At 66.7% G+C, this 24,599-nt stretch carries 21 protein-coding genes and 1 pseudogene; 18 read left to right on the top strand and 4 right to left on the bottom strand.

The window, feature by feature from the left end; translation table 11 throughout:
- Positions 1–3: 3 nt before the first annotated feature.
- The gene (locus OV208_RS04880; RefSeq protein ID WP_267572621.1) at positions 4–504 is read right to left on the bottom strand and encodes a hypothetical protein; all 501 of its coding nucleotides are present in this window, start codon (positions 502–504) and stop codon (positions 4–6) included.
- Between the two features lie 317 nt (positions 505–821).
- Between OV208_RS04880 and dnaN the strand changes: the two genes are divergently transcribed.
- From dnaN to OV208_RS04815, 14 genes are all read left to right on the top strand, one after another.
- Complete coding sequence (gene dnaN, locus OV208_RS04875) at positions 822–1,928, top strand: DNA polymerase III subunit beta (RefSeq protein ID WP_267572620.1); 1,107 nt, start codon at positions 822–824, stop codon at positions 1,926–1,928.
- A gap of 111 nt (positions 1,929–2,039) precedes the next feature.
- Complete coding sequence (locus OV208_RS04870; protein WP_267572619.1) at positions 2,040–3,230, top strand: hypothetical protein; 1,191 nt, start codon at positions 2,040–2,042, stop codon at positions 3,228–3,230.
- A gap of 40 nt (positions 3,231–3,270) precedes the next feature.
- Positions 3,271–4,005, top strand: coding sequence for a hypothetical protein (locus OV208_RS04865; protein WP_267572618.1), 735 nt, complete (start codon positions 3,271–3,273; stop codon positions 4,003–4,005).
- Positions 3,998–5,062: a site-2 protease family protein gene (locus OV208_RS04860; RefSeq protein ID WP_267572617.1), complete on the top strand. Its 1,065-nt coding sequence runs from the start codon at positions 3,998–4,000 to the stop codon at positions 5,060–5,062. Before OV208_RS04865 ends, OV208_RS04860 begins: the two co-directional genes overlap by 8 nt.
- Positions 5,063–5,255: 193 nt before the next feature.
- A complete protein-coding gene (locus tag OV208_RS04855) occupies positions 5,256–6,125 on the top strand; it encodes a nucleotidyltransferase (RefSeq protein ID WP_267572616.1) in 870 nt (289 codons plus the stop codon).
- A 21-nt stretch (positions 6,126–6,146) separates the two neighbouring features.
- Positions 6,147–8,096, top strand: coding sequence for an SAVED domain-containing protein (locus OV208_RS04850; protein WP_267572615.1), 1,950 nt, complete (start codon positions 6,147–6,149; stop codon positions 8,094–8,096).
- 51 nt (positions 8,097–8,147) lie between these two features.
- Complete coding sequence (locus tag OV208_RS04845) at positions 8,148–8,690, top strand: RNA polymerase sigma factor (protein WP_267572614.1); 543 nt, start codon at positions 8,148–8,150, stop codon at positions 8,688–8,690.
- On the top strand, positions 8,690–11,683 hold the full coding sequence (locus OV208_RS04840; protein ID WP_267572613.1) for a CHAT domain-containing protein: 2,994 nt from the start codon (positions 8,690–8,692) through the stop codon (positions 11,681–11,683). The genes OV208_RS04845 and OV208_RS04840 overlap by 1 nt, the downstream gene beginning before the upstream one ends.
- 48 nt (positions 11,684–11,731) lie before the next feature.
- A complete protein-coding gene (locus tag OV208_RS04835) occupies positions 11,732–12,190 on the top strand; it encodes a hypothetical protein (RefSeq protein ID WP_267572612.1) in 459 nt (152 codons plus the stop codon).
- Positions 12,187–13,605 (top strand): hypothetical protein, encoded by a 1,419-nt coding sequence (locus OV208_RS04830; protein WP_267572611.1) that lies wholly within the window; start codon positions 12,187–12,189, stop codon positions 13,603–13,605. The genes OV208_RS04835 and OV208_RS04830 overlap by 4 nt, the downstream gene beginning before the upstream one ends.
- 54 nt (positions 13,606–13,659) lie before the next feature.
- Positions 13,660–14,757: an SMODS domain-containing nucleotidyltransferase gene (locus tag OV208_RS04825; RefSeq protein ID WP_267572610.1), complete on the top strand. Its 1,098-nt coding sequence runs from the start codon at positions 13,660–13,662 to the stop codon at positions 14,755–14,757.
- On the top strand, positions 14,754–16,586 hold the full coding sequence (locus tag OV208_RS04820; RefSeq protein WP_267572609.1) for a ThiF family adenylyltransferase: 1,833 nt from the start codon (positions 14,754–14,756) through the stop codon (positions 16,584–16,586). Before OV208_RS04825 ends, OV208_RS04820 begins: the two co-directional genes overlap by 4 nt.
- Entirely contained in the window at positions 16,552–17,058 is a 507-nt protein-coding gene (locus OV208_RS41325; RefSeq protein WP_420714962.1) for a Mov34/MPN/PAD-1 family protein, read from the top strand. The genes OV208_RS04820 and OV208_RS41325 overlap by 35 nt, the downstream gene beginning before the upstream one ends.
- A 109-nt stretch (positions 17,059–17,167) precedes the next feature.
- Entirely contained in the window at positions 17,168–18,613 is a 1,446-nt protein-coding gene (locus tag OV208_RS04815; RefSeq protein WP_267572608.1) for an SAVED domain-containing protein, read from the top strand.
- A 176-nt stretch (positions 18,614–18,789) separates the two neighbouring features.
- On the opposite strand, the gene OV208_RS04810 is transcribed toward OV208_RS04815, so the two are convergent.
- Together OV208_RS04810 and OV208_RS04805 are read right to left on the bottom strand one after the other, a co-directional pair.
- Positions 18,790–19,233 carry a hypothetical protein gene (locus tag OV208_RS04810; RefSeq protein WP_267572607.1) on the bottom strand — a complete coding sequence of 148 codons (444 nt, stop codon included), beginning with the start codon at positions 19,231–19,233 and terminating at the stop codon, positions 18,790–18,792.
- A 22-nt stretch (positions 19,234–19,255) separates the two neighbouring features.
- Positions 19,256–20,626 (bottom strand): hypothetical protein, encoded by a 1,371-nt coding sequence (locus OV208_RS04805; RefSeq protein ID WP_267572817.1) that lies wholly within the window; start codon positions 20,624–20,626, stop codon positions 19,256–19,258.
- Positions 20,627–20,684: 58 nt separating this feature from the next.
- Between OV208_RS04805 and OV208_RS04800 the strand changes: the two are divergent.
- From OV208_RS04800 to recF, 4 genes and pseudogenes are all read left to right on the top strand, one after another.
- Positions 20,685–20,908: pseudogene (locus tag OV208_RS04800) on the top strand (DNA replication and repair protein RecF); the annotation flags it as partial.
- A gap of 524 nt (positions 20,909–21,432) precedes the next feature.
- Positions 21,433–21,969, top strand: a complete 537-nt coding sequence (locus tag OV208_RS04795) for a hypothetical protein (protein WP_267572606.1) — start codon at positions 21,433–21,435, stop codon at positions 21,967–21,969.
- Between the two features lie 448 nt (positions 21,970–22,417).
- A complete protein-coding gene (locus OV208_RS04790) occupies positions 22,418–22,702 on the top strand; it encodes a hypothetical protein (protein WP_267572605.1) in 285 nt (94 codons plus the stop codon).
- A 109-nt stretch (positions 22,703–22,811) separates the two neighbouring features.
- Positions 22,812–23,939 (top strand): DNA replication/repair protein RecF, encoded by a 1,128-nt coding sequence (gene recF / locus OV208_RS04785; protein WP_267572604.1) that lies wholly within the window; start codon positions 22,812–22,814, stop codon positions 23,937–23,939.
- Here the strand turns inward: recF and OV208_RS04780 are convergent.
- On the bottom strand, positions 23,936–24,319 hold the full coding sequence (locus OV208_RS04780; RefSeq protein WP_267572603.1) for a hypothetical protein: 384 nt from the start codon (positions 24,317–24,319) through the stop codon (positions 23,936–23,938). The genes recF and OV208_RS04780 overlap by 4 nt on opposite strands.
- Positions 24,320–24,599: the final 280 nt, after the last annotated feature.

The following is a 24,599-nucleotide window of genomic DNA, read 5'->3' as shown; positions in this document are numbered from 1 at the left end:
ACGTCAGTCGATGACGCGGGTGGCGCGCAGCGTGTCCAGCTTGATGTTGCGCACGGCGTTGGGGCCCTCGGTCAGCGAGCCCTCCAGCTTCAGGCCTCCGGGCGTGAAGGCCCGCTTCATCAGCTCGCCCTGCTTCGCGTCGTCGCCGCCGGTGACGGCGCTCAGGTCCACCTCGTGGATGGACTTGACCTTCTCGCCCGGCTTGTCCGCGAGGAAGACGTCGTAGTGGTCGCAGGGCGGGGCGAAGCAGCGCTTGCCGTTGTCCTTGACGATGTAGGTGGCGCTCATGGTGGCATCTCCAGGGGTGGGGGGAGGGGTGGCCGTTCCCGGCTCGTTGCCTTCGGGCGCGGCGTTGGGGGACGTGCCTTCGGTCCCCTTGAGGTCGGCGGGAGCCGCCGCGCCGGACTCATCGCTCGACGGCTGCGCGGTGGGGGAGGGCGGCTTGCTGCATGCCACGGGGCCGAGCACGAGCACGGCGGAGAGCAGCAGGGAGCGGACGTTCATGGCGACTCCGTTCAAGAGGGCGGCAGTGTCCTTCGCCGCCGGGCCGCATTCCAGGACATCGATACGGTGACGGGGCCTTGAAGGCCCTGCCTACCGCCTTTCAACGCCCGGGAGACGCGGTCAGGTCCACTCTGCCCGGCCGGGCGCCCGCCGACCAGGGCGGCGCGGGTATTCCCGGTGTATCCCACCTGGACATCCGGGCAGTCGCCGGGGCCCGGACACCGGGGCTTCCAAGACGGTGGAAGCCCTATGGCGTTCGTTGTACACCCGCCCCGCGCAATCGGCCTTCCGGGCCGTGACCTGTAAGGACGCCCACGATGGAATTCCGCATCGCCTCCGACGAGCTGAAGAAGGCCCTCTATCGCGCCCAGGGCATCGTGGAGCGCAAGACGACGATGCCCATCCTCGCCAACGTGCTGCTCACGGCGAACAAGGGCAGCGTCACCGTCACGGCCTTCGACCTGGACATCGGCGTGGTGTCGGAGCACTCGGCGGACGTGTCCAAGCCGGGCGCCGTCACCCTGAGCGCGAAGTACGTCTTCGACATCGTGCAGAACCTCCCGGACGCGGAGGTGACGCTCAAGAAGCTGGCGAACAACTACGTCGACATCAGCTCCGGCTCCGCGCACTTCAAGATCGTCGGCATGGCCGCCGAGGAGTATCCGAAGCTGCCCAAGGAGGAGAACGCGCCGCTGGTGCAGATCTCCGGCAACGTCCTCCTGGAGATGATCAAGAAGACCCAGTTCGCCATCTCCAGCGACGAGACGCGCTACATCCTCAACGGCGTCTTCTTCGAGCCCCAGGCGAGCGGCAAGGTGCGCATGGTGGCCACCGACGGTCACCGCCTGTCGCTCATCGAGCGCGAGATGAAGGGCGACTTCAAGCTCAAGAGCGGCGTCATCATCCCGCGCAAGGGCCTGATGGAGCTCAAGCGCCTGCTGGATGAGGCGCCGGACGCCGAGTGCCACCTGGGCTTCGCGGAGAACTCGGCGCTGTTCAAGAAGCCGGGCCTCACCATGGTGATGCGCCTCATCGACGGGCAGTTCCCGGAGTATCAGCGCGTCATCCCGAAGGAGGGCGAGAAGGTCGTCCTCGTGCCGAAGATCCGCCTGCTGGAAGGGCTCAAGCGCATCGCGCTGCTGTCGGCGGACAAGAGCAACGCGATCCGCATCGGGCTGGAGAAGGGCAAGCTGCTCATCACCGCCAGCAACCCGGACCTGGGCGAGGCGCGCGACGCGCTGGACGTGGACTACCAGGGCAACGACATCACCATCGGCTTCAACGCGCGCTACCTGATGGACGTGCTGGGCGTCACCGACACGGACGAGGTCAGCTTCGAGCTGGGCGACGAGCACAGCCCGGGCGTGCTGCACGGTCCTGGCGACCGCAGCTTCACGGCCGTGGTCATGCCCATGCGCGTTTGAGCGGGGTCGGCGTCCACCTTCCCACGTCGTCCCGGCCGCACCGTTCCACGTCCGACGCTCCGCGCCATGGAACGGCCTGCGCCCGGCGTGGGGTCTCCTTATGATGGGGGCGTGGCGACCCGTCCGGATGACCTGAGAGCGCGGCTGGAGGACCGAGCGGACCTCCTGGAGGCCACGCGCCTTCGCTACCGCGCGCTGAAGGGCATCCTGGAGTCCTTCTTCTGGAAGGACCGGCTGCGCAATCACTTCGAGCTGCTGCGGGAGGTGGCCGCGGTGCAGCCGGAGGTGGATGCGGCGCTCCAGGCGGTGAAGCGCCGCTCGGAAGCGGAGGGCTGGCCGCGCGACACGGACCCCGTGAAGCTGATGCTGGACGTGTTCCGCCTGCGCGAAGCGGTGGACCGCGCGGCCCGGCGCAGGTTGTCGGCGAAGGACGGCGGGCCGGACACGCTGGGCGAAGCGCTGCTGCTCCTGGAGAACGAGGTGCTGGACGCGGGGCCGCTGCTCGGGGGCCGCGTGTGGGCCCAGGCGGTGGAGCTGTTACCGCGAAACCTGCCGGAGCTGCGGGCCGCGTGCGCCGCGGGCGAGGTGTTCGAGCGGGTCTTCAAGCGTCCCGTGTCGGAGGGCGCGCAGTCGTTCACCGAGGATGAAGCGCGCGAGCTGGCCCGGGCGCTGCCGCTGGGCGCCGCCTCACTGGTGGCGCTGTGGGAGCGGTTGGAGCGCTACGACACGCGGGGCGGCATCCGGGACTTCCTCCAGCGAAGGATGCGCCGAGCCCCCATGCGGGTGCCGCGCAGCGGACCGGAGCTGCTGTTGCACGCGGCCTTCTGGCACGACGTGGCGAGGGTGCGGGTGCGCGCGGCGCTGGAGGCGGAGCTGACGCCGGTGGTGCCGCGCGAGTCGGAGCTGTCAGCGCTCCTGTCCTGGCGCGCGGAGCGCACCGCGAGGCCGGAGCTGCGGCTGGAGTCCGGAGACGCCTTCACGGAGGGGCGCGCGGGAGTGCTGGAGGCGGCGGCGGCGCTGGCGGACCTGTCGCGAGCGCGTCCGTCGGGAGCGTGGAGCGAGGAGACGGCGTGGGCGCGGCTGGAGCGGGCGGCGCACCGGGCTCGGCGTGAGGAGGGGCCGGAGGTGGAGGCCCTGCGGGATGCGCTGCGCCTCTTCGTGCTGCTGCGGGGCCGGGCGAGCACTCCGGCGCGGTTGTTCTCACCGGAGCGCGCGACGCCAGCCGCGTTGGGCGTGGGGACGGCGGGAGACCTGCTCGCGCTGGTGCAGGCTGCCAGACACGCGGCCCTGCGACAGGGCTGAAAAGACAGACGTTGGCCCGGGTGCTAGCTTGGGCGCGCCCATGACCCAGCCTGTTTCTCCGCCGGCCTCCACCGATGCTCCTTTGCAGTTCGACCGTGCCGAGTTCACCGAGCCGCCCCCGGCGCCCCGGTGCACCGCCTGTCAGCGTGCCATCACCCGCACCTACTTCGAGGTGAACAGCCACCTGTTGTGCCCGGAGTGTCGGGACACGGTGGAGGCGTCGATGGTGGGAGGCTCGAAGTCGAAGCGCTTCCTGACGGCGACGGTGTTTGGCATTGGCGCGGGCCTCGCCGGGGCGGCGGTGTATTACGGGGTGAGCCTGACGGGCTACAACATCGGCCTCATCGCGGTGCTGGTGGGCTGGATGGTGGGCACCGCCGTGTTCAAGGGCTCCGATGGGCGCGGTGGCGCGGGCTACCAGGTGCTCGCGATATTGCTGACGTACCTGTCGGTGGCCGGCTCGCTCGCGCCGGATGTGTACAAGGAACTCACCGCGCAGCCCGTGGAGGCGGCCGCTGGCGAGGCCCCCACGGACGAGGAGGCGCTGTCTTCGTCGGGCAACGTCGTCCTCGCGGGAGTCATCTCCGTGGCTGCGCCCGTGCTCGTGGGCATCAACAGTCCCCTGTCCGGGCTCATCTACGGGTTCGCGCTGTACGAAGCCTGGCGCCGCAACAAGCGCGCCGAGCTGAACATCGCCGGCCCGTTCCGACTGGCCGAAGCCGCCCCGGCATCCGAGGAAGCGGCGCCCGAGCGGCAGGAGCAGTCCGTTGGCTGAAGCGCTCGCAATCCCTGTCACGCAGCGCTGCGAGGGGTGTGGTTCGGAGCTGGCGCCCCGGCTGCTCACGTGTCCGTCGTGCCGCAAGCTGGTGCATGGGCAGACGTTGAAGCAGCTCGCGGCGGACGCGCAGGCCGCGGCGGACCGGGGTGCGCCGACGGAGGCGCTGTCGCTGTGGCGTCAGGCGTTGGACCTGCTGCCGCAGGGAACAGCACAGCACGCGCAGGTGCTGGCGCGGGTGGAGGGCTTGAGCCAGCAGGTGGATGCGCTGGGCCTGAAGGTGCCCCTGGCGGAGGCGGAGCGACGGCGTTCGGGGATGCCCAAGGTGCTCGCCAGCATGGGCGCGCTGGGGCTCCTGCTGTGGAAGTTCAAGTTCGTGCTGGTGCTGCTCTTGGGCAAGGGGAAGTTGCTGCTGCTCGGGCTGACGAAGGCGAGCACGGTGTTCTCCATGGCGCTGGCGGCGGGCGTGTATTGGACGGCGTGGGGCTGGCCGTTCGCGCTGGGGCTGGTGGCGTGCATCTACGTGCATGAGATGGGGCACGTGGCGGCGCTGCGAAACTTCGGCATGCAGGCCAGCGCGCCCATGTTCATCCCGGGGCTGGGTGCGTTCGTGCGCCTGAAGCAGTCACCGGTGGATGGGCGCGAGGACGCGCGCGTGGGATTGGCGGGGCCCATCTGGGGCAGCGCGGCGGCGGTGGCGGCGATGGTCGCGGCGCTCGTCACGGGATGGAAGGGATTGGGCGCCATCGCGCACGCGGCGGCGTGGCTCAATTTGTTCAACCTGTTGCCGGTGTGGCAGTTGGACGGTGGGCGCGGGTTCCGGGCGCTGGCGCGCAAGCAGCGGTGGATGGCGGTGGCGGTGCTGGGGGCCACGTGGTTTCTCACCGGGGAGAGCCTGCTGTTGCTCATCGGGGCGGCGGCGGCGTACCGGGCGTTTGCTTCGCCCGCGCCGGAGGAGGGCGATCGGCGCACGTTGGTGGAGTACAGCGTGCTGGTGGCGGGGCTGGGAGCGCTGGGACATGCCGCGAAGCTGTGGACGGGGGCGGCGCTGCCGTGACGGGAGGGCGCTGGTTGCCCGAGCGGAGGCTCCGCTAGATTGGGTCCCTGGTGTCCGCGCCCTGAGTGGCGGCGCCCGGGAGGGTGCGTTGCACAGGACCGTGGGAGTCATCGGGGGAGCGTGGGGCAGGGTGTGGCCGCCAATGTAATTCCTCAGGTCTCCATCGTTTCCCTGTCAGAGGGAGGCGAACCGGATGGCGACCACCGTGGCACAGGCGTTCGAGATGTACATGCAGCGCCTGGAGTTGACCGAGAACGAGAGCGCTCGGGCGACCCGGCAGCAGGAACTTGTTTTTGATTCAATGCGTCATCTGTTGGGACCCAAGGCGGCCATCCTTTCTGGCTCCTACGGCAGGAACACCGCCATTCGTCCCCTTCATGACATCGATCTGTTCCTCATCTTCAAGGATACGGGCTACGGCCCTGCGAGTCCGCCCGAGACGATACTTGAGCGCATCCAGCGGGTGCTGGAGATCGCCTTTCCAGGCAAGCAGGCAAGGCTGCAGAACCGATCGGTCAACATTGAGTTCAGCGGAACCGGAATCGGTTTCGATGTGGTTCCTGCCGTCGAGGATGCTGCGCACACAGGCTGGTACTGGATTCCCGACCAACGTACGGGAAAGTGGATCCGCAGCGATCCTCGCAAGCACCAGGATGCCTGCAACGCGGCGAACGAGCGTGCGCGGAAGAAACTGAAGCCGCTCATCAAAGCCCTCAAGCACTGGAATGCTCGGCAGGCGAAGCGGGCCCGGTCATTTCATCTGGAAGTGCTCTCCTATGAGGCCGCGAACTCGGAACTGGCGGCATTCAGTTATTCCGAGGGCCTCACGTACCTCTTCCAGTCCCTGGAAGAGACCATGCCGCAGCGATGCGAGGACCCCGCGAAGTTGGGACCGCCCATCGATGCGGGGATCAGTGAGGGAGACCGGCAGCAACTTCAACAGCAACTGCGTCATGCGGTGCGCAGGTCTGAAAGGGCTCTGGCGTTGGAGCGGCAGGGGGCCATGGCCGCGGCGATCGAAATCTGGCGGGAACTGCTGGGGCCGGACTTTCCGGCGGGATGAGCGACCATGCGAGGACCCAGCTTGCTGACCATCACCCTGGCTCGCGCCAAGAACCCGAATCTGCCCAACGATTTCGACGGCCAACCGCAGCAGTACTTCGCTTGGGCCGACAACGGCAAGCCTGGTGTCGCGCACTTCCCGTGGGACGAAGTGCGCAAGCTGGATGAAGAGTTCGAGCGCCTCGAGCCCAGACCTGCTGCCCGGGAGCGGATGGGGGAACTCCTGCGGAGGTTCCTGGAACAGGTGCTGACCGAGCTGGGAGGCTGGGAGTTCATCGAGCAAAAGCTCCTTCTTGGAGAGCAGGGGCAAACACCGGTGCGCTTGCGGCTGCGCTTCAACGCCACGGAGTTGTTCAGCCTCCCTTGGGCACTCACGACCCTGACAAGCGCAAGAAGCTTGGGCGCGATCCAGCCCCATGTCCTCCAATTCGAATGGGCGAGCAATCGAGTGATCCCCAACACCTTCTCAGAACATGCCCGGGTCTTGTTCGCCTGGTCCAGCATGGGAGGTGACGTGGACGCAGACATTCACCTTGAAGCCATGAAGAGAGCCTGCCCAGGCTTCGACCCGGCGCGGGACGTATGCGCAAACGTCACGATTCCACGGCTGCGAGAGCAACTGACGCAAGCAACGCGGGAAGGGCGGCCCTACCACGTCATCCACATCCTCTGTCATGGGAGAGAGCTTGACGGAAGGTATGGACTCACCTGGGAGGCTCCGGACCGACCACGACGGGAAGACCTGGTGGACGGTCGCCGCTTGAATGACACGCTGGGGCCTTTTGTGCTCGATCTTCACGCGGTCGTGCTGAGCGCATGCCATGGGGGAAACCCGGGCCGTCCGGGAGACATGTTCGGGGGCGTGGCGCATCACCTGCACCGGTTGGGAATTCCCTTCGTCATCGCATCGCAGCGACCTCTTTCGCTTCATGGCTCCATCCAGATGACGGAGGCCTTCCACGAAGCCCTCTGTCAGCGGGACGCACGCGTCCATGACGCCTATCAAGCCGCGCACGCAGCACTCCAGGACTCCTCTCTTGATTGGGCTTCGCTCCAGCTTTTCGTGGCGCCCCAGGATGTGAACCATGCCCCCGGGCAGCATGTGGTCTTCGCCCCTGGGGTCGCACTCCCCTCTGACCTCAAGCCTGAGCTGGCCGTGGCCTACGAGATGAACTTCAACATCCCTCCTGCCTTCGTGGAGGACGCGCTGGCCGGACGGACCGGAGCCAACCCCGACATCATCGTGCTCCGCCCCCTGGGGGACGTGGGAGATGCCCTCCCGTCCAGCCAGGACGAATGGCGGCGGGCCCTGACCCATGCCGAAGCGCTCGTCAGGGCACTGGGTGCGTTCGCCACCCGGATCCACCTCTTCGCGCGAGCCCCGCTCCCACTCATGTTCCACCTGGGGTGGCGCTTGAGCCGGATGAGTGTCCTCGCCTACCAATACCAGCGAGCGGGGAGCGACGACTGGCGTTGTGGCCATGACTCCGGCCGGAAGTTTCCCGCCGGGTCATCCTTCTTCAATGACTACGCTCTTCCGGAGGCCGAGGCCTGCGAAGCCGTGAACGGCAGGGTGGTTCTGACAGTGGAGGCCACCCTCCCCGTCGGCGAGGAGGAACTGGCCCGATGGCTGGGAACTCCACGGCCTCCAGCGGTCGTCCGCCTCGTGGCCTCGAACGGACCCTCGCACGAAGCCGTCCGAGGCCCCGAGGATGCTGCGCGCGCCGTAGGGGAGTTCCGCGCCTGCATGGACCGCCTTGGCAAGGTTCCGGGGGTCCGCGAGGTGTGGCTGGCAATGGCCTGTCCCGCGAGCCTCGCGGCGGCGCTGGGGCGGGGCTACAACCCCAAGACCCAGCCGCGCCTCAAGCTCTTCAACTACCGCAAAGAGGAAGGCTACGTGGAGGTCCCCTGGAACGGCGGAGTCGAAGGGGACCCGGTTGAGCCTCCCAAGCCCTTCGAACGTCCGAAGTAACATTGCCGATGCCCTCCGTTTTCCTGGTGGGGACGGACCGGAGACGCGGTCATGACGAACGCCGGGGAGCGTGTGGCAAGTAATTTCGACGAGTGGCACGACAGGCAACACCGGATGCTGCTGCCCATCGCGGAGGGGCTCTGCCGGGGTTCTCGGGAGATCGATCCCCAGGACCTCGTGCAGGAGACCCTGCTGCGCTTCATCGAGACCTTCGCGGGAGCACTGGAAGACCGCAGTCAGGAGCCGATGGACGGTTGGCTCATCTCCGTGATGACCCGCCACTTCGTGGATCTGAAACGGGGCGCCATGGGTCGGAAGAAAGCAGAGGTCGACCCGACCATCACCCGATGGACCCTGGCCCAGGGCGGCTCCTCCACCTACGAGCGCATCACCCAGGAGCGCTTCGATTGGGCGGTGAACCAACTGCCCGTGCAGCAGCGCCTGACCTTCCTGCTTCGCGCCCAGGGCCTGCGCAACCAGGAGATCGCCAGCCGCATGGGCCTCAAGCCTGGAGTCGTGGCCAAGCGACTGTTCGATGCGCGCCAGAAGCTTGGCACGCTACTCAAGCCTTACGTTGATGAAGGAACCCACTGATGTCCACTCCCTGCGACCAACTCTCACGCTTCGCGGATGGGGACCTCCCGCTGGAGGAATCCCAGGAGTTCGCCAGGCACCTCGCGCAGTGCGAGAAGTGCCAGGAGGCTCTGACCGGCATCCTCCAACTCGACCAGATGGGACGGCGGTTCATCGAGCGCCACGGGCCGGTGGAGATTCTCTGGCACGTCGTGCCGCGAAACCGATGGCGGGTGGCGGCCTTGGCGGCGGCCTGCGCGGTGGTGGGGCTGTTGTTAGTCCTGCGCGTCCCAGGGGCTGGGTCGCTCCGGGAGGAGCCTTCGCTCTGGGCTGGAACGCAACGGACCCTGGACGCGCGGGTCACCTATCCTGCGGCGGACCGGTATCGCCGTCCCTCTCAGGTGATGATGGGCGAAGAGGCCGCGCCCAGGGTTCCAGGAGCCCTGCGGCAGGTGCTCACGGAACTGGACAACCGGGGGGACCTGACGCAACTGGCTGCGGCCTACCTCGCGGGAGGCAATCCCGAACCGCTCAATGCCATCCCCAGCCTGGAGCAGATGCTCCAGGCGCAGAAGGGGGATGCCGCCGACGTGCTCAGCGACCTCGGCGCGGCCCATTACGCGGCGGCGAAGTCCCAGTCCGGCGTGGTGGCGCTGCGTGAGCTGCGAGAGGCACTGGGGCTGCTCAATCAGGCGCTGATGCGCAACCCCGGCCACGTCCAGGCCCTGTGGAACCGGGCGCTTGTCCACCGGCAACTAGGACTGCCACTGCTGGCGATGCAGTCCTTTGCCGAGGTGGAACGGCGAGAAACCGATCTGGGTTGGTTGCGCGAAGCGCGAGAGCGGAAGGACCGCCTGTCGGGAGCACTGACTCGCAAGAAGCGATGGCGCGCGGCGGATGATGCGGGAGACGCACTCGCGAGGAACATGCCCGGGGCGATGGCGGGTGCCCTGGAATACGCCGACATGCCGCAGATGCGGCGCGACTTCTATCATGCGGTCAGGACGCGAATCTCTCGTGAGGAAGTGCTGGCGCTCAATCCGTTGGCGGAGGCTCTGGATCAGGGCTCCGGCACGTCGACCGTGTTGGTGGATTATGTTCAGGAGGTATCGGGACACGACTTCTCCCGCCGCGCGCCGCTGGCCCTGGACTACGCGCGGTTGCTGAACCTGTCACCGGGGAACCCCGAGCGGGATGCTCTGCTCCAGAAACTCTCGAACGCCGCCGAGAAGGACATTGCCCTGGGTGCGCTGCTGCTGGAGGACTGGCCAGCGGATTCAAACGCTGTCGACACCCTTATTCGGCGCGCCACCGGGAACAACGACCCTTGGTTTTCGGTCCTGGCGCTCCAGACGGAGGCGAAACGGTTCTGGCGGAGGGACCGGTATGACCTAGCGCTACCGAAGCTGGAGGAGGCACTCAGGCAGTGCGCGCAGAGCAACTTGACCTACCGCTGCATCGAGGTGCGCAACGACCTGGCTCACGTCACGGCATGGCTGTTCCGGCTGGATGAGGCGGAAACCCATGCGCGGGAGGGGTTGGCCCTGGCCCAGCTTCGAGGTCAATGGAACCAGGAGCGGATGCTGCTGGAAACGCTGGGCAATGTCTCGCGCAACGCGGCGGATGTCGTTCTGGCGCATGCCTATTTCGAGGAGGCGCTGCTGATGCAGGGGGGGAATCCCTCCGCGCGGAATGTGCATCAGAACTTCGCGCATCTGGCGATCCAGTCATTGGATCTGGACGAGGCCCGGTCCGAACTGGAGCAATCCATGGCCCTGGGCCGACTGACGCTGCATGGCGTTGCCGCGTTGGTAGACGTGGCCCGGACGCGTCGCGCTCCTGGGGATGAGCCGATGGTGAGGGCGGTGCTGGATGCGGAGAAGACCTACACCGCAGGCCAGCGCGCGTTCGTGAAGTTCCTGCGGGGGAGATTCCTCCTGGAGGTGGACCCCGATGCCGGTCGCGAGTGGTTGAGTCAGGCCATCACCGAGGCGACCAGCGCGGAAGTCGCCGCTCGAGCCGAGGATTGGACGGACATCACCGCGCAGCATGCCCGGGCCTACAGCTTCACGTCGCTCATCTTCGACGACGCCCACCGCGGCGACTTTGAGTCCGCGCTGACGCGCTTTGGAGCGGAGCGGGGCTTCGAGCCACCGGATCGCTGTGTGCTGGGCCTCACCGAGGACACCGAACGAAGCCTGCTGGTGGCTCGCGGTGCGAATGGGCAAATGTTGCAAGTCTATACACCCGTGCGCGCCGCCCGTTTTCCGGCGGCGGGCATGGGGGATGTTGTTCCCCGGGACATGCTGGAGGCCCTGGCCCCCTGTGCCACGGTCGATGTGCTGGCCCGGCCGCCCCTCCAGGGACGGGCAGGGCTGCTTCCCGCGACCATGGCGTGGCGTTACCGCACCCTGGCCACTGCCCGGCAGCCTCCGCAAGGCAGGCGCACCCATCTGGTCGTGAATGATGTCCGCTACGACGATCGGCGCAATGAGGCGTCCTTGAAGTGGACCGCCAACATCGCCCCGGATGAGGACGGGAGGTTTCTGAAAGGGATGGACGCGACCCCTGGCAGCGTCCTGGCGCAGATGCCGGATGCGGGGGAGATCGACCTGGCGACGCATGGAAAGGTCGCGCCGGGGTCGAGGGCTACCTATCTACTGCTGGCACCCGGGGCGGATGGCGTGGACACCCTCTTCGAGGAACGCATCCGCAAGGTGAAGTTACTGAAGGCACCCCTGGTCATCCTCGCGGCTTGCGAGGCGGCGAGGGGAACCGCGGCGCTCCACGAGCCCGGAAGCCTTCCCAACGCCTTCCTGGCGGCGGGGGCTCGCGGTGTGGTCGCGGCGACGCAGAACATTCCGGATGAGGACTCGTCCGAGTTCTTTGGAAGCGTGAGGGACCACGTTCGCTCGGGAGCTTCGCTCAGCGCCGCGGTCCGCGATGTCCGGTTGCAGTGGTTGAAACGGAGCGGAGCCTCGGGCTGGGTCAACGGAGTCCTGGTCTTCGAATAACCAAGCGCCGCGCCCTGCGCGGCATTTCCAATACCAAGGAGAGAGACAATGCAGGTGGCATTGATGGTACAGGTGTATTCGGAGTGGCGGGGGGACCCCTTCTTCTCGGGACAGCCCGAGGAGGGCCGGGAGGTCTACATCCAGGCCACGGAGGCTGGTTTCATCGCATTTGGCAAGATGAACGGCATTCCGGGAACCATCTTCGAGGTGATTGGGACGAAGGAGGAGCGTCCGGCCTTCGAAGTCCAGATCCGGTCGGAGGGCGCCGCGCTCTTCATCGGCATGCCGCCCCTGGACACGAACACCGTGGGCGACAAGTCGGATTCCGGCACCAACCGTCCGGGGCTCCGTGCGCCGGTCGCGGAATCCGCGAAGGCGGCACCTGTTCCCGGGCGGACGGTGTCTGGAGCGAAGGCGGTGCCGGGTTCCACGCAACCGGAATCGAAGGAGCGCAAGGCGGACGCGCAGGCCGAGGGGCCTTCTTCCATGACGAAGGAGGAGGCGTGAACCTGCATCTGCTGCTGGCCAGGGCGGATGAACGTGCGCCTGTGCTGGAGACGCCTCTGCCCCTGGAGTCGGTGTTGGGGGCGCCGGCTTCGACCCGGCTCTCCGGCGTGACCCATCTGAGTGACCTCGCGGGGGACCCCAACTCCCTTACGGCGCAGCGCTGGGCGTTGATCGTGCCCGAAGGGGAGCGGGGGCGGCGGCTCGAAGCCACCCTGGCGCCCCTGTGCGCGCTGCGGGCTCGCGAGCAGGGAGCCCCCGTGGAGGTCCATCGCGTTTCCTCCAGCATGGACCGGGACAAGGCCGTGCAGTTCCGGGAGGGGGTGTTGCACCCCTCCTCCCGCTCCAGGCGGGAACATGCGCGGTACATCCTGCTCGCGGGAGGATTGGAGGAACTCTCGCAGGAACTGCAGGAGGTGCTGGTGGTGGAGGGGGCCTGCTTCGTGGGGCGCCTGGCCTTCGAGCATGACGACGACTGGGAGGCCTACGTCGGCAAGGTCCTGGCCCATGTGCAGGCTCCATCCCCGCCACGCAAGGCTCGAGCCCTGTACCTGTGCGCGGGAGATGGGAGCGCGGCCGTGAGCGGTGGGAGGTTGACCATCGTGACGCCGGCGGCCCGGCAATGTCAGGAGGAGCGGCAGCGCGGACACCTGCGCGCGAAGGAGATCCTCGAGGAGGTCTTGCCGAAGGGCTCGGTGGACCGGCTCCTGGGCCTTGCGTCGGATCAGGAACCGACCCTGCTGTTCACGCTGAGCCATGGCATCGGTGCCCCCTCTGGAGGTTGGCGCAGCGTGGAGGCGCAGTGGCGGCGCCAGGGGAATCTCGCTCTGGGGGCGGGCTGCGAACTGGAGCCTGACATGGTCAGGGGACGGCCGTTTGTTCCAGGAGGTATCTGGTTCTACTTCGCCTGCTTCGGTGCGGGGACGCCGGTCCACAGTGTGTACGCGCCCTGGCTCAAGACCCTGGTGAACGCCGGGCACAAGAAGCCCGATGTGCTGGAGCAGGTGGATGACTCACGCCCGGTGGATGGGCGACCCTTCATAGCCGCGCTGCCCCAGGCCGCCCTGGCGAATGAGCAGGGGCCGCTTGCCGTCATCGCGCATCTGGATCTCGCCTGGACCCATGCCTTTCAGGATGTGCTCACGGGTCAATCCCATGTCCAGCGGTTGGAAGCCGTGCTCTCGGGCCTGATGGTCGGACACCGGGCGGGGCCGGCATTCCATGCACTGCTTCAGTCCACCAGCCGGGCGGATGCGCGGCTGCTGCTGCGCCACAAGGCGGAAGCGGTGGCGAACGCCGCAGGCACGCCGCTGCCCGAAGAACTCGTCGAGCAGGCGTACTTGTGGATGGAGCGCCAGGACATCGCCAGCTACGTCTTGCTAGGGGACCCTGCGGTGCGGCTCGTGGTTCCGCACTGAAGAACCACGATGGATGCGGGTAACAACGGCCGCGTCCATCGTGGTTCTTGTGCCATGACACTTCCCCTGCCCCGTTACTTCGAAGATTTTCTCCACGACATCCGTCCAACACCGAACCAGCTCAAGGAGATGCGTGAAGGCCACGCTAGGCTTCGGGAGCGTCTGCAGTCCGACACGGATCTTGCGGTTGGCTTCGTCAGCATGTTCCTGCAAGGCAGCTACCGGCGATTCACAGCGGTCCGGCCCAAGGACGATTCTCGTGCGGATGTCGACCTCGTTGTGGTCACCAAGATGAAGGAGTCCGAGTTCTCTCCGGCGCGGGCCATGAGCTGCTTCAAGCCGTTTCTGGAGAGGCACTACAAGGGGAAGTACCGGCAGCAGGGCCGCTCCTTCGGCATCGAGATGTCACGCATCGACATGGACTTGGTAATCACCGCCGCGCCCATGGAGGCCGAGGCGGGCACCTACAGTGAGCTGTTGAAGGCTGAATCGTTGTCCTCGTTGCGCCTCGACGAGGACTTTTCCACCGAGCCGTTGCTGAAGTCCGGCAGCCAGGAGGAAGCACTCTGGAAGCTGCATCCGCTCCGGATTCCGGACCGCGACCTGGGCTCGTGGCAGGACACCCATCCGCTGGCCCAGTTGACCTGGACACATCGGAAGAATGCTCGGTGCGGTGCGTACTTCGTCAACGTGGTCAAGGCGATCAAGTGGTGGCGGCTCGTCAACCTTGAATCGCTGCCGGAGCGTCCCAAGAGCTATCCCCTGGAGCACCTGCTAGGGGACTGCTGCCCAGACGGCATCGAGTCCGTCGCCGAGGGCGTGGTCCGAACCCTGGAGGCCTTCGTGGAGAACTACGCCCTCCATGCCGCAGCCAAGAAGGTCCCCTATTCGGAGGACCGGGGCGTTAGCCAGAACGTCATGGCGCGCATCGACGGCAAGGACTTCGCGGTGTTCCATGAGCAGGTGAAGACGGCCGCGAAGCTCGCGCGCGAAGCCTTCGAATCCTCTGATGCCCAGACTGCAGTCCCGTTGTGGCGGCAGCTTTTCGGGGACAAGTTTCCTCCACCTCCTGAAGGAGGCTCGTCTTCGAAGAAGTCCTTTACCCCCCATCAGGGAGGTCCCGGCAGCGTGGGTCGCGGCAGGTTCGCGTGAAGCAGGCGGCGGAGCTGACGGATGCGTTGCGCCTGGGCCGGCGTGTCCTGGATGGGCGCGCCGATGTCGAACTGCTCGGAGACCTGGGCTGGGACGCGGAGGAGTCCCGTTGGGTGCTCCCCCTGCGCGTGCGGGCGGACACCCAGGGCAGAGCCATTCCTGAATGGACGGATTGGTACGCCTTCATCGACGCGAACTACCCCTTGGGGAGCATTGAGGTCCATCCAGCCAAGGTGGGTGGCATCGAGGACACTTATCCGCACCAGCGGCTGAACAAGCCAGGGGCGGCCACCCGGCCCTGGCGCGAAGGACGGGTGTGTCTCCAGACGGGGCGGGCTTCCCTGGGGTTCAGGGTGCTGCGTGAGGAGTCCCGCGACGCCGTGGGCCGGCTCGCCTGGTATGTCGATGGACTCCAGGACTGGATCGCGGCTGCGGCGAGGGGGCTGCTCCTCGCGCCGGGAGACGCCTTCGAGCTTCCGGTCCTACCGATCCATGCGCGCACGCGGGTGGTTTTCAGCGAAGGGCTCGAAACCTTCGCCCGCTGGAATGCGCTTCCCGATACCAGGGGGTGGGCGGAACTCGTGCCGCTGCGAGGAAATCCCCGGGTCCTCGCCGTGCGTGCCTTCTATTCGTTCGAAGGACGCTGGTTGTTCTCCTCGGAGTGGGGGGATCTGCTGAATAACATTCCTCGCAAGCGCCGCCTGAGGGCTCCGTGGGTGCGCTGCGATAGGTTGCCCATTCTGCCTCCCCACGCCGCGCCCACCACCTGGCAGGAAATGGAGCGTGCCGCCGAGGCTCTGCGGTGGAACTTGCGAGAGGATTTGATGGCGTTTGCCGCCCAGCTCCGGGATGGCACGAGACATCTCTGCCTCATGGGCTTTCCGCTGCCCGCGCGGGTGGGTGCTCCGGATGCGCGGATGCACTGGTGGGCGGCGCGGCTGCCGCTCTTCTCCCATGGAGATGTGGCGATGCGGGGCTTCGCTCGCACCGAGCGGAACCGACAACGGCATGACTTGACGAACCTGTTTGCTCGGCCGCTGCCCGTGGATTGGCTCAGCACCGAGGACTGGGCTCCCGAGGAGCTTCGCAGTCGCGGGGCGTTGCCGGAGGAACTCCGGAACTCGTGGGTGCTGTTGCTCGGTGCTGGATCACTTGGGTCCGCTGTGGCGGAATTGCTCGTGCGCGGAGGCGTGACCCGTCTGGTCATCGTGGACCCCGAGGTCGTCGAGGCGGGCAACCTCGTGAGGCACACGCTGGACCTGATGGACGTGGGAACCTCCAAGGCCCATGCACTCGCGGGACGGCTGCGCTCCATCAGTCCGGACCTCCAGGTCCACGCCCTCCAGCAGCGACTGGAGCTTCCGCCCGAGCGGCCCCACTGGCTCGTTTCCAGGTGTGACACGGTCATCGACTGCACTGCTTCCGATGATGTCGTCGAGGCGATGGGGCGAATCACCTGGGATGGAGCGCGGCTCTTCCTCTGCGCTTCTTTTGGCGTGGGAGCGCGGCGATTGCTGTGCTTCAGCGCCACGGGGACGTCGTTTCCCGTGGCGGCTTTCTGGGAGCAGTGTGAGGCTTGGATCCAACAGGATTACGAGGAGTTGCTTCGCACGGAGTTGCCGCGAGAGGGGATTGGATGCTGGCACCCGGTCTTTCCCGCTCGGGCGGACGACGTGATGCTGGCCGCAGCCATCACCGTGAAGGCTCTGGTGCGGTCCGCGAGGCTGCGCCCCTCCACTCGGCTGGATACCTACTCTCGCGAAGGCGCGGACGATGACTTCCAGGGGGTGATCCGTGGGGCCGGGACGGACGCGCGTGCGGGAAATTGAGTTTCGTTCGGAGGACGCCTGTTTCCAGGCGCACCTGACCGGCGACGTCCTGCGAAAGCTACTCGAACTGTGCCGGGCTTCCGAGCGGCACGAGACCGGCGGCATCCTGGTGGGGCGCTACTCCGAGGCCCTCGACTGCGCCCAGGTTCGCAGGGTGTCCGATCCACCGTCGGATTCGGCTCGGGGGCGGACGTGGTTCGAGCGTGGAACACAGGGATTGCAGGCGTGGATTGACCGTTGCTGGAGCTCCGACCGTGACCATTACCTTGGGGAGTGGCACTTCCACCCGTTCGCGGCGCCGACTCCCAGTGGACCAGACATCCGGCAGCTCAAGGCCATTGCTCATGCCCCCGGGTATGGGTGCCCGGAGCCTTTGTTGCTCATTGTCGGTGGGGATCCGGCGGGAGCGTGGTCCATCAGTGTCCATGTCGTTCCCCGAGGCGCTGAAGCGGTTGCCCTCCAGCGGGTCTGATACGGCTTCGGGGGGACAGGTAATCCCCGCACTGTCATCCGTTCTTCATGTGACGCGACCCCACAGTGGTCCCGTCCGTGAACCCATGGGCGAACAAAGCGCATCCCGAATGGAAGGCGACCGCTACCAGCACCTCTACAGTTGGTACGTGTTGCTGTCGTTGTTGGACGAGGACAGTCCGTTTGCGTCCGCCTTCATCGAGCACCCTGATGCAGGTGCGGCGGACGACGTCACGCTGCATCCGCGTCCCGGCGCGGCCGTGGCCCAGCAGTACGTGCAGGTGAAGTGGCACGTGGATCATCGTGACCTCTACACGATGGAGAGGCTGACGGAGACGGTCGGTAGGGGGCGGTCGCTCCTCCAGAAGCTCTTCACGGCCTGGAGGACGCTGCGCGAACAGGGCCCCGTGGAGGTATGGCTGGTGAGCAACTGGCCTGCAGCTCCGGAGCTAGGCAGGTATCTCCAAGGCAGGGACTGGCGCCTCACCGAGGATTTCTTCGTGGAGACGCCGACGGGTGCTCTGAAAACCGCACGGGCGCGATGGCTGGAGCACCTGGAAGTGGAGTGGGTCGTCCTGCGCGTCTTCTGCGCGGACCTGCGTCTGCGCCTTGGCTTCGCGAGCATGGCTGAGCTGGAAGAGCGCGTGGACGAGCGCATGCGCATGCATGGGCTTCGGCAGGGGCCGGAGCCTCGGGCCATCGCGCTGGATGCGATTCGGGAGTGGATCGAGGTCGGCGGAGATGCCAAGCGTCTGGACCAGGCGAAACTCCAGGCCTTCATCCGGGACTGCGGGCTTCTGGCTCCGAGGACCGACACGTCAGGCGTGGGGTTGTGGATCCACGGCTGGGCCAAGCGCAAGTGGCGTGAGTCTCCGGCGGTGGAACTGGACTGGACGTCGCACTTCGATCGGGACACCCGCACGGTGCCGACCGAGGCGGTCTGGCGCGAGCACCTGCTCCCCGAACTTCGCGAGGCGCGGCGGCGGCTGTCATCCCGGCCGGCGGAGGCGGTGATCGACTTCCGGGGCAAGGTGCCGCTGTCGGTCTCGCTGGCCGTGGGCGCCTGCTTTCCGGAGGTGGCGGGCGACCGTTTCCGGGTGGAGCAGCCGACGCGGGGGGAGACGGTGCTGTGGCGTTCGGATGCGAAGCCGACGCAGCGGCAGCTCCATGGGACCGAGCGCGAGGGTGCCCCGGATGCGAAGGACCTTCTGGTGGTGTTCCAGCTTACGGGCGATGCGAAGCCGGACGTCGAGCGGTTCCTGGCCAGTCATCCGCAGCGGTTCCGCGTGATCCTCGTGCTGGAGCCGGACGGAGTGGCCCACGACGGCGCAGTGGGCTCGGACGGGGACGCGGTCGCCTTCGCGGTGCTCGCGCGCGAACTCATCCGCCAGGCCCGTGTTCGGTGGCGCACCGCCACCACTCACCTCATCCCCTACGCCCCGGCGGGGTCCTGTCTCTTTCTGGGCCAGCGCCTCAACGCGATGGGGCCCGTGGTGGCCTACGAGCGCGCCGCCGCAGGCGGCTACGTCCCCTTCCTGACCGTAGAGACCGGGTGATGCCCGAGGAGCACACGACGATGACGACACCTCAGGAGTCGGCAGCGGGTCTGCTTCCGGAACCCGCGAGGCGGACCCGTCGCCTGCTGGAGGGGCCCGAACGAGACTCCTGATGCACCTCACGCTCCTCTGGGAGGAGCGCCCGGGATCCGTGAGCACATGAGCACTGGGCTCCGTTATTTCAGGACGCCCAGTTCGCGAAGCTTCCCACGGGCAATCTCATTTCGTGGGTCCTTTTGGAGAATGCGACGGTAGAGCCGAACCTTCTCCGCAGGTTCGGCTGACAAGGCCGCTTCCAGGGTGAGCACCTGGAGATGTTCTGGATCGAGCGTCCGAGCCTTCTCAAGCTGCCGGTCTGCAACCTCATCCTCGCCCATGAGGAAGTACACGAAGCCGAACTGCACGCGCGCGACCACGTCTTCGGGGCAAATGGCCAGCAGTCGCTCAAAGGTCGGAACGGAGACCTCTGGCTCCGCGTAGAAGCGCTCCGCGAGGGCCCGAAGTCGTGCCGCGTCGGTGACCTGGGCGAGTGCTGCCCGCAGTGCCTGCTCCGTCCCAGGCTCGTTCGTCTCCAGCCGCCTTCGCGCGAGGACCTCAAGCTGGCTGCTGTTTTCGCTCATGGGGATGTTTCCGAAGGTCGCTTCATGGCGCGATGAATGCCGTGTTGAGGGTGATGGTCCCGTCTGCATATCTGAACCAACGAAGGGTCAGATTGACCGGCATCCCCAACGCGTCCTTCACCTGGAGGGTACCTTCAAAAACAGCCCCCGAAGCATTGGTGGACAGGGGGCTGACCTTTCCGTCGAGCTGTCGGACCGCTTCGATGAGCACCTGTCGCTGCTCCGCCCATGTCGGGGCCAGTCGGTCGAGATGGTGCTTGGGGAGGTCAACGTGAGTGTCCTTGACCGAGATGCCGCCGCCAGCCCGGCTCCCGGGTCCCCGCGCCACCATGGCGACGGCGTTGGGGGCAAGCCCCACGGTCATGACTCCCTCGGCGATGGAGATGGAACGGACGCCGCCCACCATCGCCGCGGACAACTGGAAGCCCGCGTTGGTCTCAGCCGCGAGCGCTGCCTGGGCGAAGCCCGGAAGAATGGGGCCCTTCGTGGCTAGGTTCGCCGTGCCTCCACCCAGCGCGGCTGTCAGGGCCAGGATGAGGACTCGCGCACCGTTTTGACCCAGCACCTTCCCGAAAGCCCGCCCCGTGTCTTTCAGCTCATCGAAGGCAACAGCCCGCTCCGAGTCCTGGGAGAGCCGCTGCCACCCTTTGATGAGGTTGGCGAAGGAATCCAGACCGATGTACGCGATGACGTAGGTCGTCAGCGCGATGGCCACCAGCTTCGTCACCGGCTCCGGCGCGACGACCAGGAGCATGTATGCGGCCATCGCGGAGGTGATCATCGCCTTGAGGGTTAGTGGATTGATGACCTCGCTCACGGCTCCCTGCACGCCTTCCCATACGCCGTCCCAGGCGAAGGACAGGGCCATCTGTCGCCGTGCCCTGGCATCCAGAAAGGTGAAGCCGTCCTCCAGGAGGGAAAGGCATTCGTCCGGTTGGCCCTGCCGCGAGCACCATGCTCCGGAGTCGCTTTTTCGGCTGCGAGGCTCCGGCTCCCACGATGCGAGCCGGGCGCGCATCCGCGTTTCTTCCTCGGGCCGAAGAGAGAAGCGCATGTCCAACACCAGCCGGGTCATCACCTGCTGGAACGCATCGGCATCGACCTTGATGGCGTCCACTCTCCTCGGTGGGCTGTAGACGATGGGCTTGCCCTGACCTGTGTCGAGGTACACCAGCCGGGAGGTCGCGCAACCCGCCAGCAGGCCTCCCAGCAGCAGCACTCCTGCCCAACGCAACCGCATGTCGGACCCCCACGTCGCGGGCTTCTCGGCGTGGGTCATCTCAAGCGCGCCCTGCGGCCCGGTCGATGCGGCCACGGTGCCGGTGTCGTACGACGGACAGGGCTCATCAGCCCGCCTCCACCCGCGCCCCCCAACCAGCGAAGCACCCCGCATCACGGCGCTGGCCGCCCGTCGCATCTGTAGTACGAAGGGCCCCCCTTCCGGTGACGCTGTGCGCCTCCTCTCCCTCCAGGTCCAGGCACGCGGCCCTCGCGTGGGGCAGAACGGGCAGGGGAAGACCAATCTCCTGGAGGCGCTCTACTTCCTCGCCACCCTCAAAGCCCCTGCGCGCCCGCCGGCCGGCCCCCCGAGCTCGTCCGCTAGGGCTCCCAGGCCGCCCGCGTCTCCAGCCGCTTCCTCCTCAAGGGCGCCGAGCGCGAAATTTCCGTCGAGGTCGTCGAAACAACGTGGGCAGATAGCGTGCCGTGAGCTCCAGGGTGTGGTCGCCGCGCTTGATCTGTCCACCGTGGTTCGGGCCGATCTGGCTTGGCCTGGGCAAAGAGGGCGACGGGGGCGCCGCGCTGGATGGCTACAAAAGTCCGGCCCAAACCGGGCGCCGCGCTGGATGGCTACAAAAGTCCGGCCCAAACCGGGCGCCGCGCTGGATGGCTACAAAAGTCCGGCCCAAACCGGGCGCCGCGCTGGATGGCTACAAAAGTCTGGCCCAAACCGGCCGCCGCGCTGGATGGCTACAAAAGTCCGGCCCAAAGGCAGGCGCACACGCGCGTGAGAGATTTGTCCTCGGAAGAAGTAGCTACGCAAGCAATCCTTGATGGAGAATGGGGTGAGGCGATGCCTCGCCGTAGTGCGGCGCGATGCGGTCACCGCGAGGAATCCGGTCGCACCAACAGGGGGCGACGGCGGTCATGGCGCACACGCTTTGGTTGTCGTTCCGCAGTCTAATGATAGAGGAGTTGCGTATGCCGAAATCGAAGGTGTCGAATAGTGGATTGGGGCAGTCTCACTCCTATCGAAGAGGGAATCGGTTAGACGTCAAGACCATCATCGTCTTGGCCGCGGGCGGGCGGAGGGAAGAAGATGAAGGAAGACCGGCTGCTGGGCAGGTGCGCGTCACGCTTCATGCTGCGCTCCGGGTCTGGCACGCCCTCAGTCCGGACTGCTTCCCGTCGCTGGAGCTTGATGACTACACGATTGTCAACGCGGTCAAGGATGTTCATTACAAGCGCAAGACAGGGCGGACTGAGGGGACCAAGAAGGAAATTTGTGCCGAGAGCAATTTGCGCCGCATGAGGGGGATACTTGCCGACTACGATTGCATCGCGGCTTTCGGTGTGAGCGCGATGACCGCCGTAGACGCTGCGGGGTTTGAGGCCTCGTGCTCTGGGTTCCACCCGTCCCTGCAGGCGCTTAATCGCACGTACAAGTCGTCGGAAAAGTCGGCTGCCGCGCGTGGAGCGGATCGGGTATCCCAATGGGCCAATAGTGTGATGGCATGACGACATCGGTTTGAGGAGAGGTGAGTCCTGAGGCATTCTCTCGCTCAAGGTTCTTCTCTTGGAGAGGCCGAATCGGCCGGCCAATAACGCTCCGAGGGGAAATGAGGATGAGGGGATGCCTCAGGTCGCGAGGGGTACGACCGGTACCGTGACCGCGGCGATGGGCGGTGTTGAGTCCATGGTGCCGGTGCTGTCCCTCTCCGTCGAGGACGCGCTGGTGTTGGAGCGAATCGCGGTGCCGGTGGGGCAGATGACTTCCGCTGTCGGGTCGGGGGAGGGCGGCCTCTATGTGCTGTTTTCGTCGGTAGCGAATGGACGGCATGGGCACGAGAGCAGTGACTCCCTGTCAGGAGGCGGACAGGGCCTTCCTAAAAAATATTCCCGGATGGAAAGCGAAGGGCCGTCCAGGTGCATATGAGTTCATTCAGGTTTTTTGAGAAATAAAGGTATGGATATTGATGTGTCTGTTGTTAGAGATCTTCGGGAGATGGTCGCTGGCGGAAGTGGTATGGTTGAGATGTTGATATGGCTGAGAAGGCAGCCGCCAAACGGTGCATTCAACAGTCGCATCCAGATCGTCGCGGTGCTTCATCATGCGTTCATGTTGTCGGTGGCGGATTTGTCGGCGGTGGGGGCCTGGCACGTCTTCCCTGGAGGGACGTGGTCGGATGAGAAACTGGAGCAGTTCCTGGCGCCGCGAATCCGCGCTACCCGGAGCCAGTGGATGCCGTGAGCTCATCAGCCCGCCTCCACCCGCGCCCCCCGACCAGCGAAGCACACCGCATCACGGCGCTGGCCGCCCGCCGCATCTGTAGTACGAAGGGCCCCCTTCCGGTGACGCTGTGCGCCTCCTCTCCCTCCAGGTCCAGGACTTCCGTAACCTCCCGGGCGTGCAACTCACGCCCAGCATTCACGCGACCATCGCCGTGGGGCAGAACGGGCAGGGGAAGACCAACCTCCTGGAGGCGCTCTACTTCCTCGCCACCCTCAAGCCCCTGCGCGCCGGCCGGCTCTCCGAACTCGTCCGCTGGGGCTCCCAATCCGCCCGCGTCTCCGGCCGCTTCCTCCTCAAGGGCGCCGAGCGCGAGATCTCCGTCGAGGTCGGCGGCGGCACGCGCCAGGCCCTCGTGGATGGCAAGAAGGCCTCCAGCCTGGAGGACTACTTCGGCGGTGTCTCCGTCGTCGCCTTCACCCCCGACGACCTGGAGGTCATCAAGGGCGGCCCCGACTCACGCCGTGCGTTCCTCGACCGCGCCGTGTTCAACCGCTTCCCCGCCTTCCTCCGGGAAAGCCGCGAGTACGCCCGCGCCCTCAAGAACCGCAACCGCCTGCTCCGCGAGGGCGCCACCGTCGATGCCGCGTACCTCGACGCCTACGACGAAACCCTCGCCCGTGCGGGCGCCCGCCTCTACGCCCGCCGCCGCTCGCTGATGGCCGAACTGGCCCCCCGCGCCCAGGCCACCTTCGCCTCCATCGGACGCACCGCCGACCCCGCCGTCTACGGCTACCACCCCGCCCACATCGGGACAGACTTCGCCCAGGCTGACGAGGCCGCCCTGGCCATCGCCCTGCGCGAAGCCCTGGCCGCCCGTCTGCGCCGGGACCTGGACCGCGGCTTCACCTCCGTGGGTCCTCACGTGGACGATGTCTCCGTGACGCTCGGCGGTCGCAGCGCCCGGGCCTACGCGAGCCAGGGCCAGCAGCGCGCCCTGGTGCTCGGCTGGAAGATCGCTGAAATCGAGAACCTGGAGACCTCTATGGGCTTCCTCCCCCTGCTCCTGCTGGATGATGTCTCCAGCGAGCTGGATCCAGAGCGCAATGCCTACCTCATGGGCTACCTCGCCCAGAGCGGCGCGCAGGTCTTCCTCACCACCACCGACGCGGGGCTCGTGCGGGCCGCCGCCGCCAGTGATTCCCTCTGGCTCACCGTTCACGCGGGCGTGGTGAACACAGACACGCCCGCTCCCTAACGCACGTGCCGACGCTGCCAGGGCCAGTGCACCGGTCCGCGCTTCGCCATGTGAGGCACCTGCCCCGGTGGGATGAGTCCGAAGAAGTCGTAGCGGAACTCCGCCCACAACAGCCCGAACGCCCCCGCGAACAAGAACACCGTGATGGTCAGCCACGGCGCCGTGCCCGTCGCCAGCGCGATGATGCCCAGCACCCCCATCGCCACGGACACGCCCAGAGGCACGGTGTTGCGCTGCTTCGACTCGCTGAAGGCCATCCCCATCGCCACCATCGAGATGAGCAGGATGGGCCACGCCAGCCAGTACGACGTGCGCGCCATCAGGTTGGCCAGTGACAGGATGAACAACCCGAATCCAAATACCGCCAGTCCGCCGTCCATCGAATCCTCCTCGTGAGAATCCCCTGGGGACTCCCGGCTGAACATGCTGCCTGCCCCTGTCCGCCGACACTCCCCCAGCGGGCGTGGCCCTCGCGTCCGACCGGGGACACAGCGGGAGAGCGTCACCCTTCGCGCCCCCGGAATACGCATCCACACCGCCGTGTCTGCTTCGTGCCCCCACGAACGCGCGCACCTGCTGCCTGGAGTCCTTACAGGGCGACAGGGGCTCGCTGGATGCGCGAGCGCTGTAGTCGACGTTTGCTCCGACGAAGTTCTTGCG

It is taken from the genome of Corallococcus sp. bb12-1, assembly GCF_026626765.1.
Classification (GTDB): Bacteria; Myxococcota; Myxococcia; order Myxococcales; family Myxococcaceae; genus Corallococcus; species Corallococcus terminator.
Note: the sequence above shows the minus strand (reverse complement) of the source record. Positions and strands in the feature narration are given on the sequence as shown.

Excerpts from the sequence above, each read along its gene's own strand:
- OV208_RS04840 (WP_267572613.1), top strand. The coding sequence starts at position 8,690 with ATGTCCACTCCCTGCGACCAACTCTCACGCTTCGCGGATGGGGACCTC.
- OV208_RS04865 (WP_267572618.1), top strand. The coding sequence starts at position 3,271 with ATGACCCAGCCTGTTTCTCCGCCGGCCTCCACCGATGCTCCTTTGCAG.
- OV208_RS04845 (WP_267572614.1), top strand. The coding sequence starts at position 8,148 with ATGACGAACGCCGGGGAGCGTGTGGCAAGTAATTTCGACGAGTGGCAC.
- dnaN (WP_267572620.1), top strand. The coding sequence starts at position 822 with ATGGAATTCCGCATCGCCTCCGACGAGCTGAAGAAGGCCCTCTATCGC.
- OV208_RS04835 (WP_267572612.1), top strand. The coding sequence starts at position 11,732 with ATGCAGGTGGCATTGATGGTACAGGTGTATTCGGAGTGGCGGGGGGAC.
- OV208_RS04805 (WP_267572817.1), bottom strand. The coding sequence starts at position 20,626 with ATGCGGGGTGCTTCGCTGGTTGGGGGGCGCGGGTGGAGGCGGGCTGAT.
- OV208_RS04880 (WP_267572621.1), bottom strand. The coding sequence starts at position 504 with ATGAACGTCCGCTCCCTGCTGCTCTCCGCCGTGCTCGTGCTCGGCCCC.
- OV208_RS04790 (WP_267572605.1), top strand. The coding sequence starts at position 22,418 with ATGGATATTGATGTGTCTGTTGTTAGAGATCTTCGGGAGATGGTCGCT.
- OV208_RS04855 (WP_267572616.1), top strand. The coding sequence starts at position 5,256 with ATGGCGACCACCGTGGCACAGGCGTTCGAGATGTACATGCAGCGCCTG.
- OV208_RS04810 (WP_267572607.1), bottom strand. The coding sequence starts at position 19,233 with ATGAGCGAAAACAGCAGCCAGCTTGAGGTCCTCGCGCGAAGGCGGCTG.
- OV208_RS04780 (WP_267572603.1), bottom strand. The coding sequence starts at position 24,319 with ATGGACGGCGGACTGGCGGTATTTGGATTCGGGTTGTTCATCCTGTCA.
- OV208_RS04795 (WP_267572606.1), top strand. The coding sequence starts at position 21,433 with ATGCCGAAATCGAAGGTGTCGAATAGTGGATTGGGGCAGTCTCACTCC.
- OV208_RS04815 (WP_267572608.1), top strand. The coding sequence starts at position 17,168 with ATGGAAGGCGACCGCTACCAGCACCTCTACAGTTGGTACGTGTTGCTG.
- OV208_RS04825 (WP_267572610.1), top strand. The coding sequence starts at position 13,660 with ATGACACTTCCCCTGCCCCGTTACTTCGAAGATTTTCTCCACGACATC.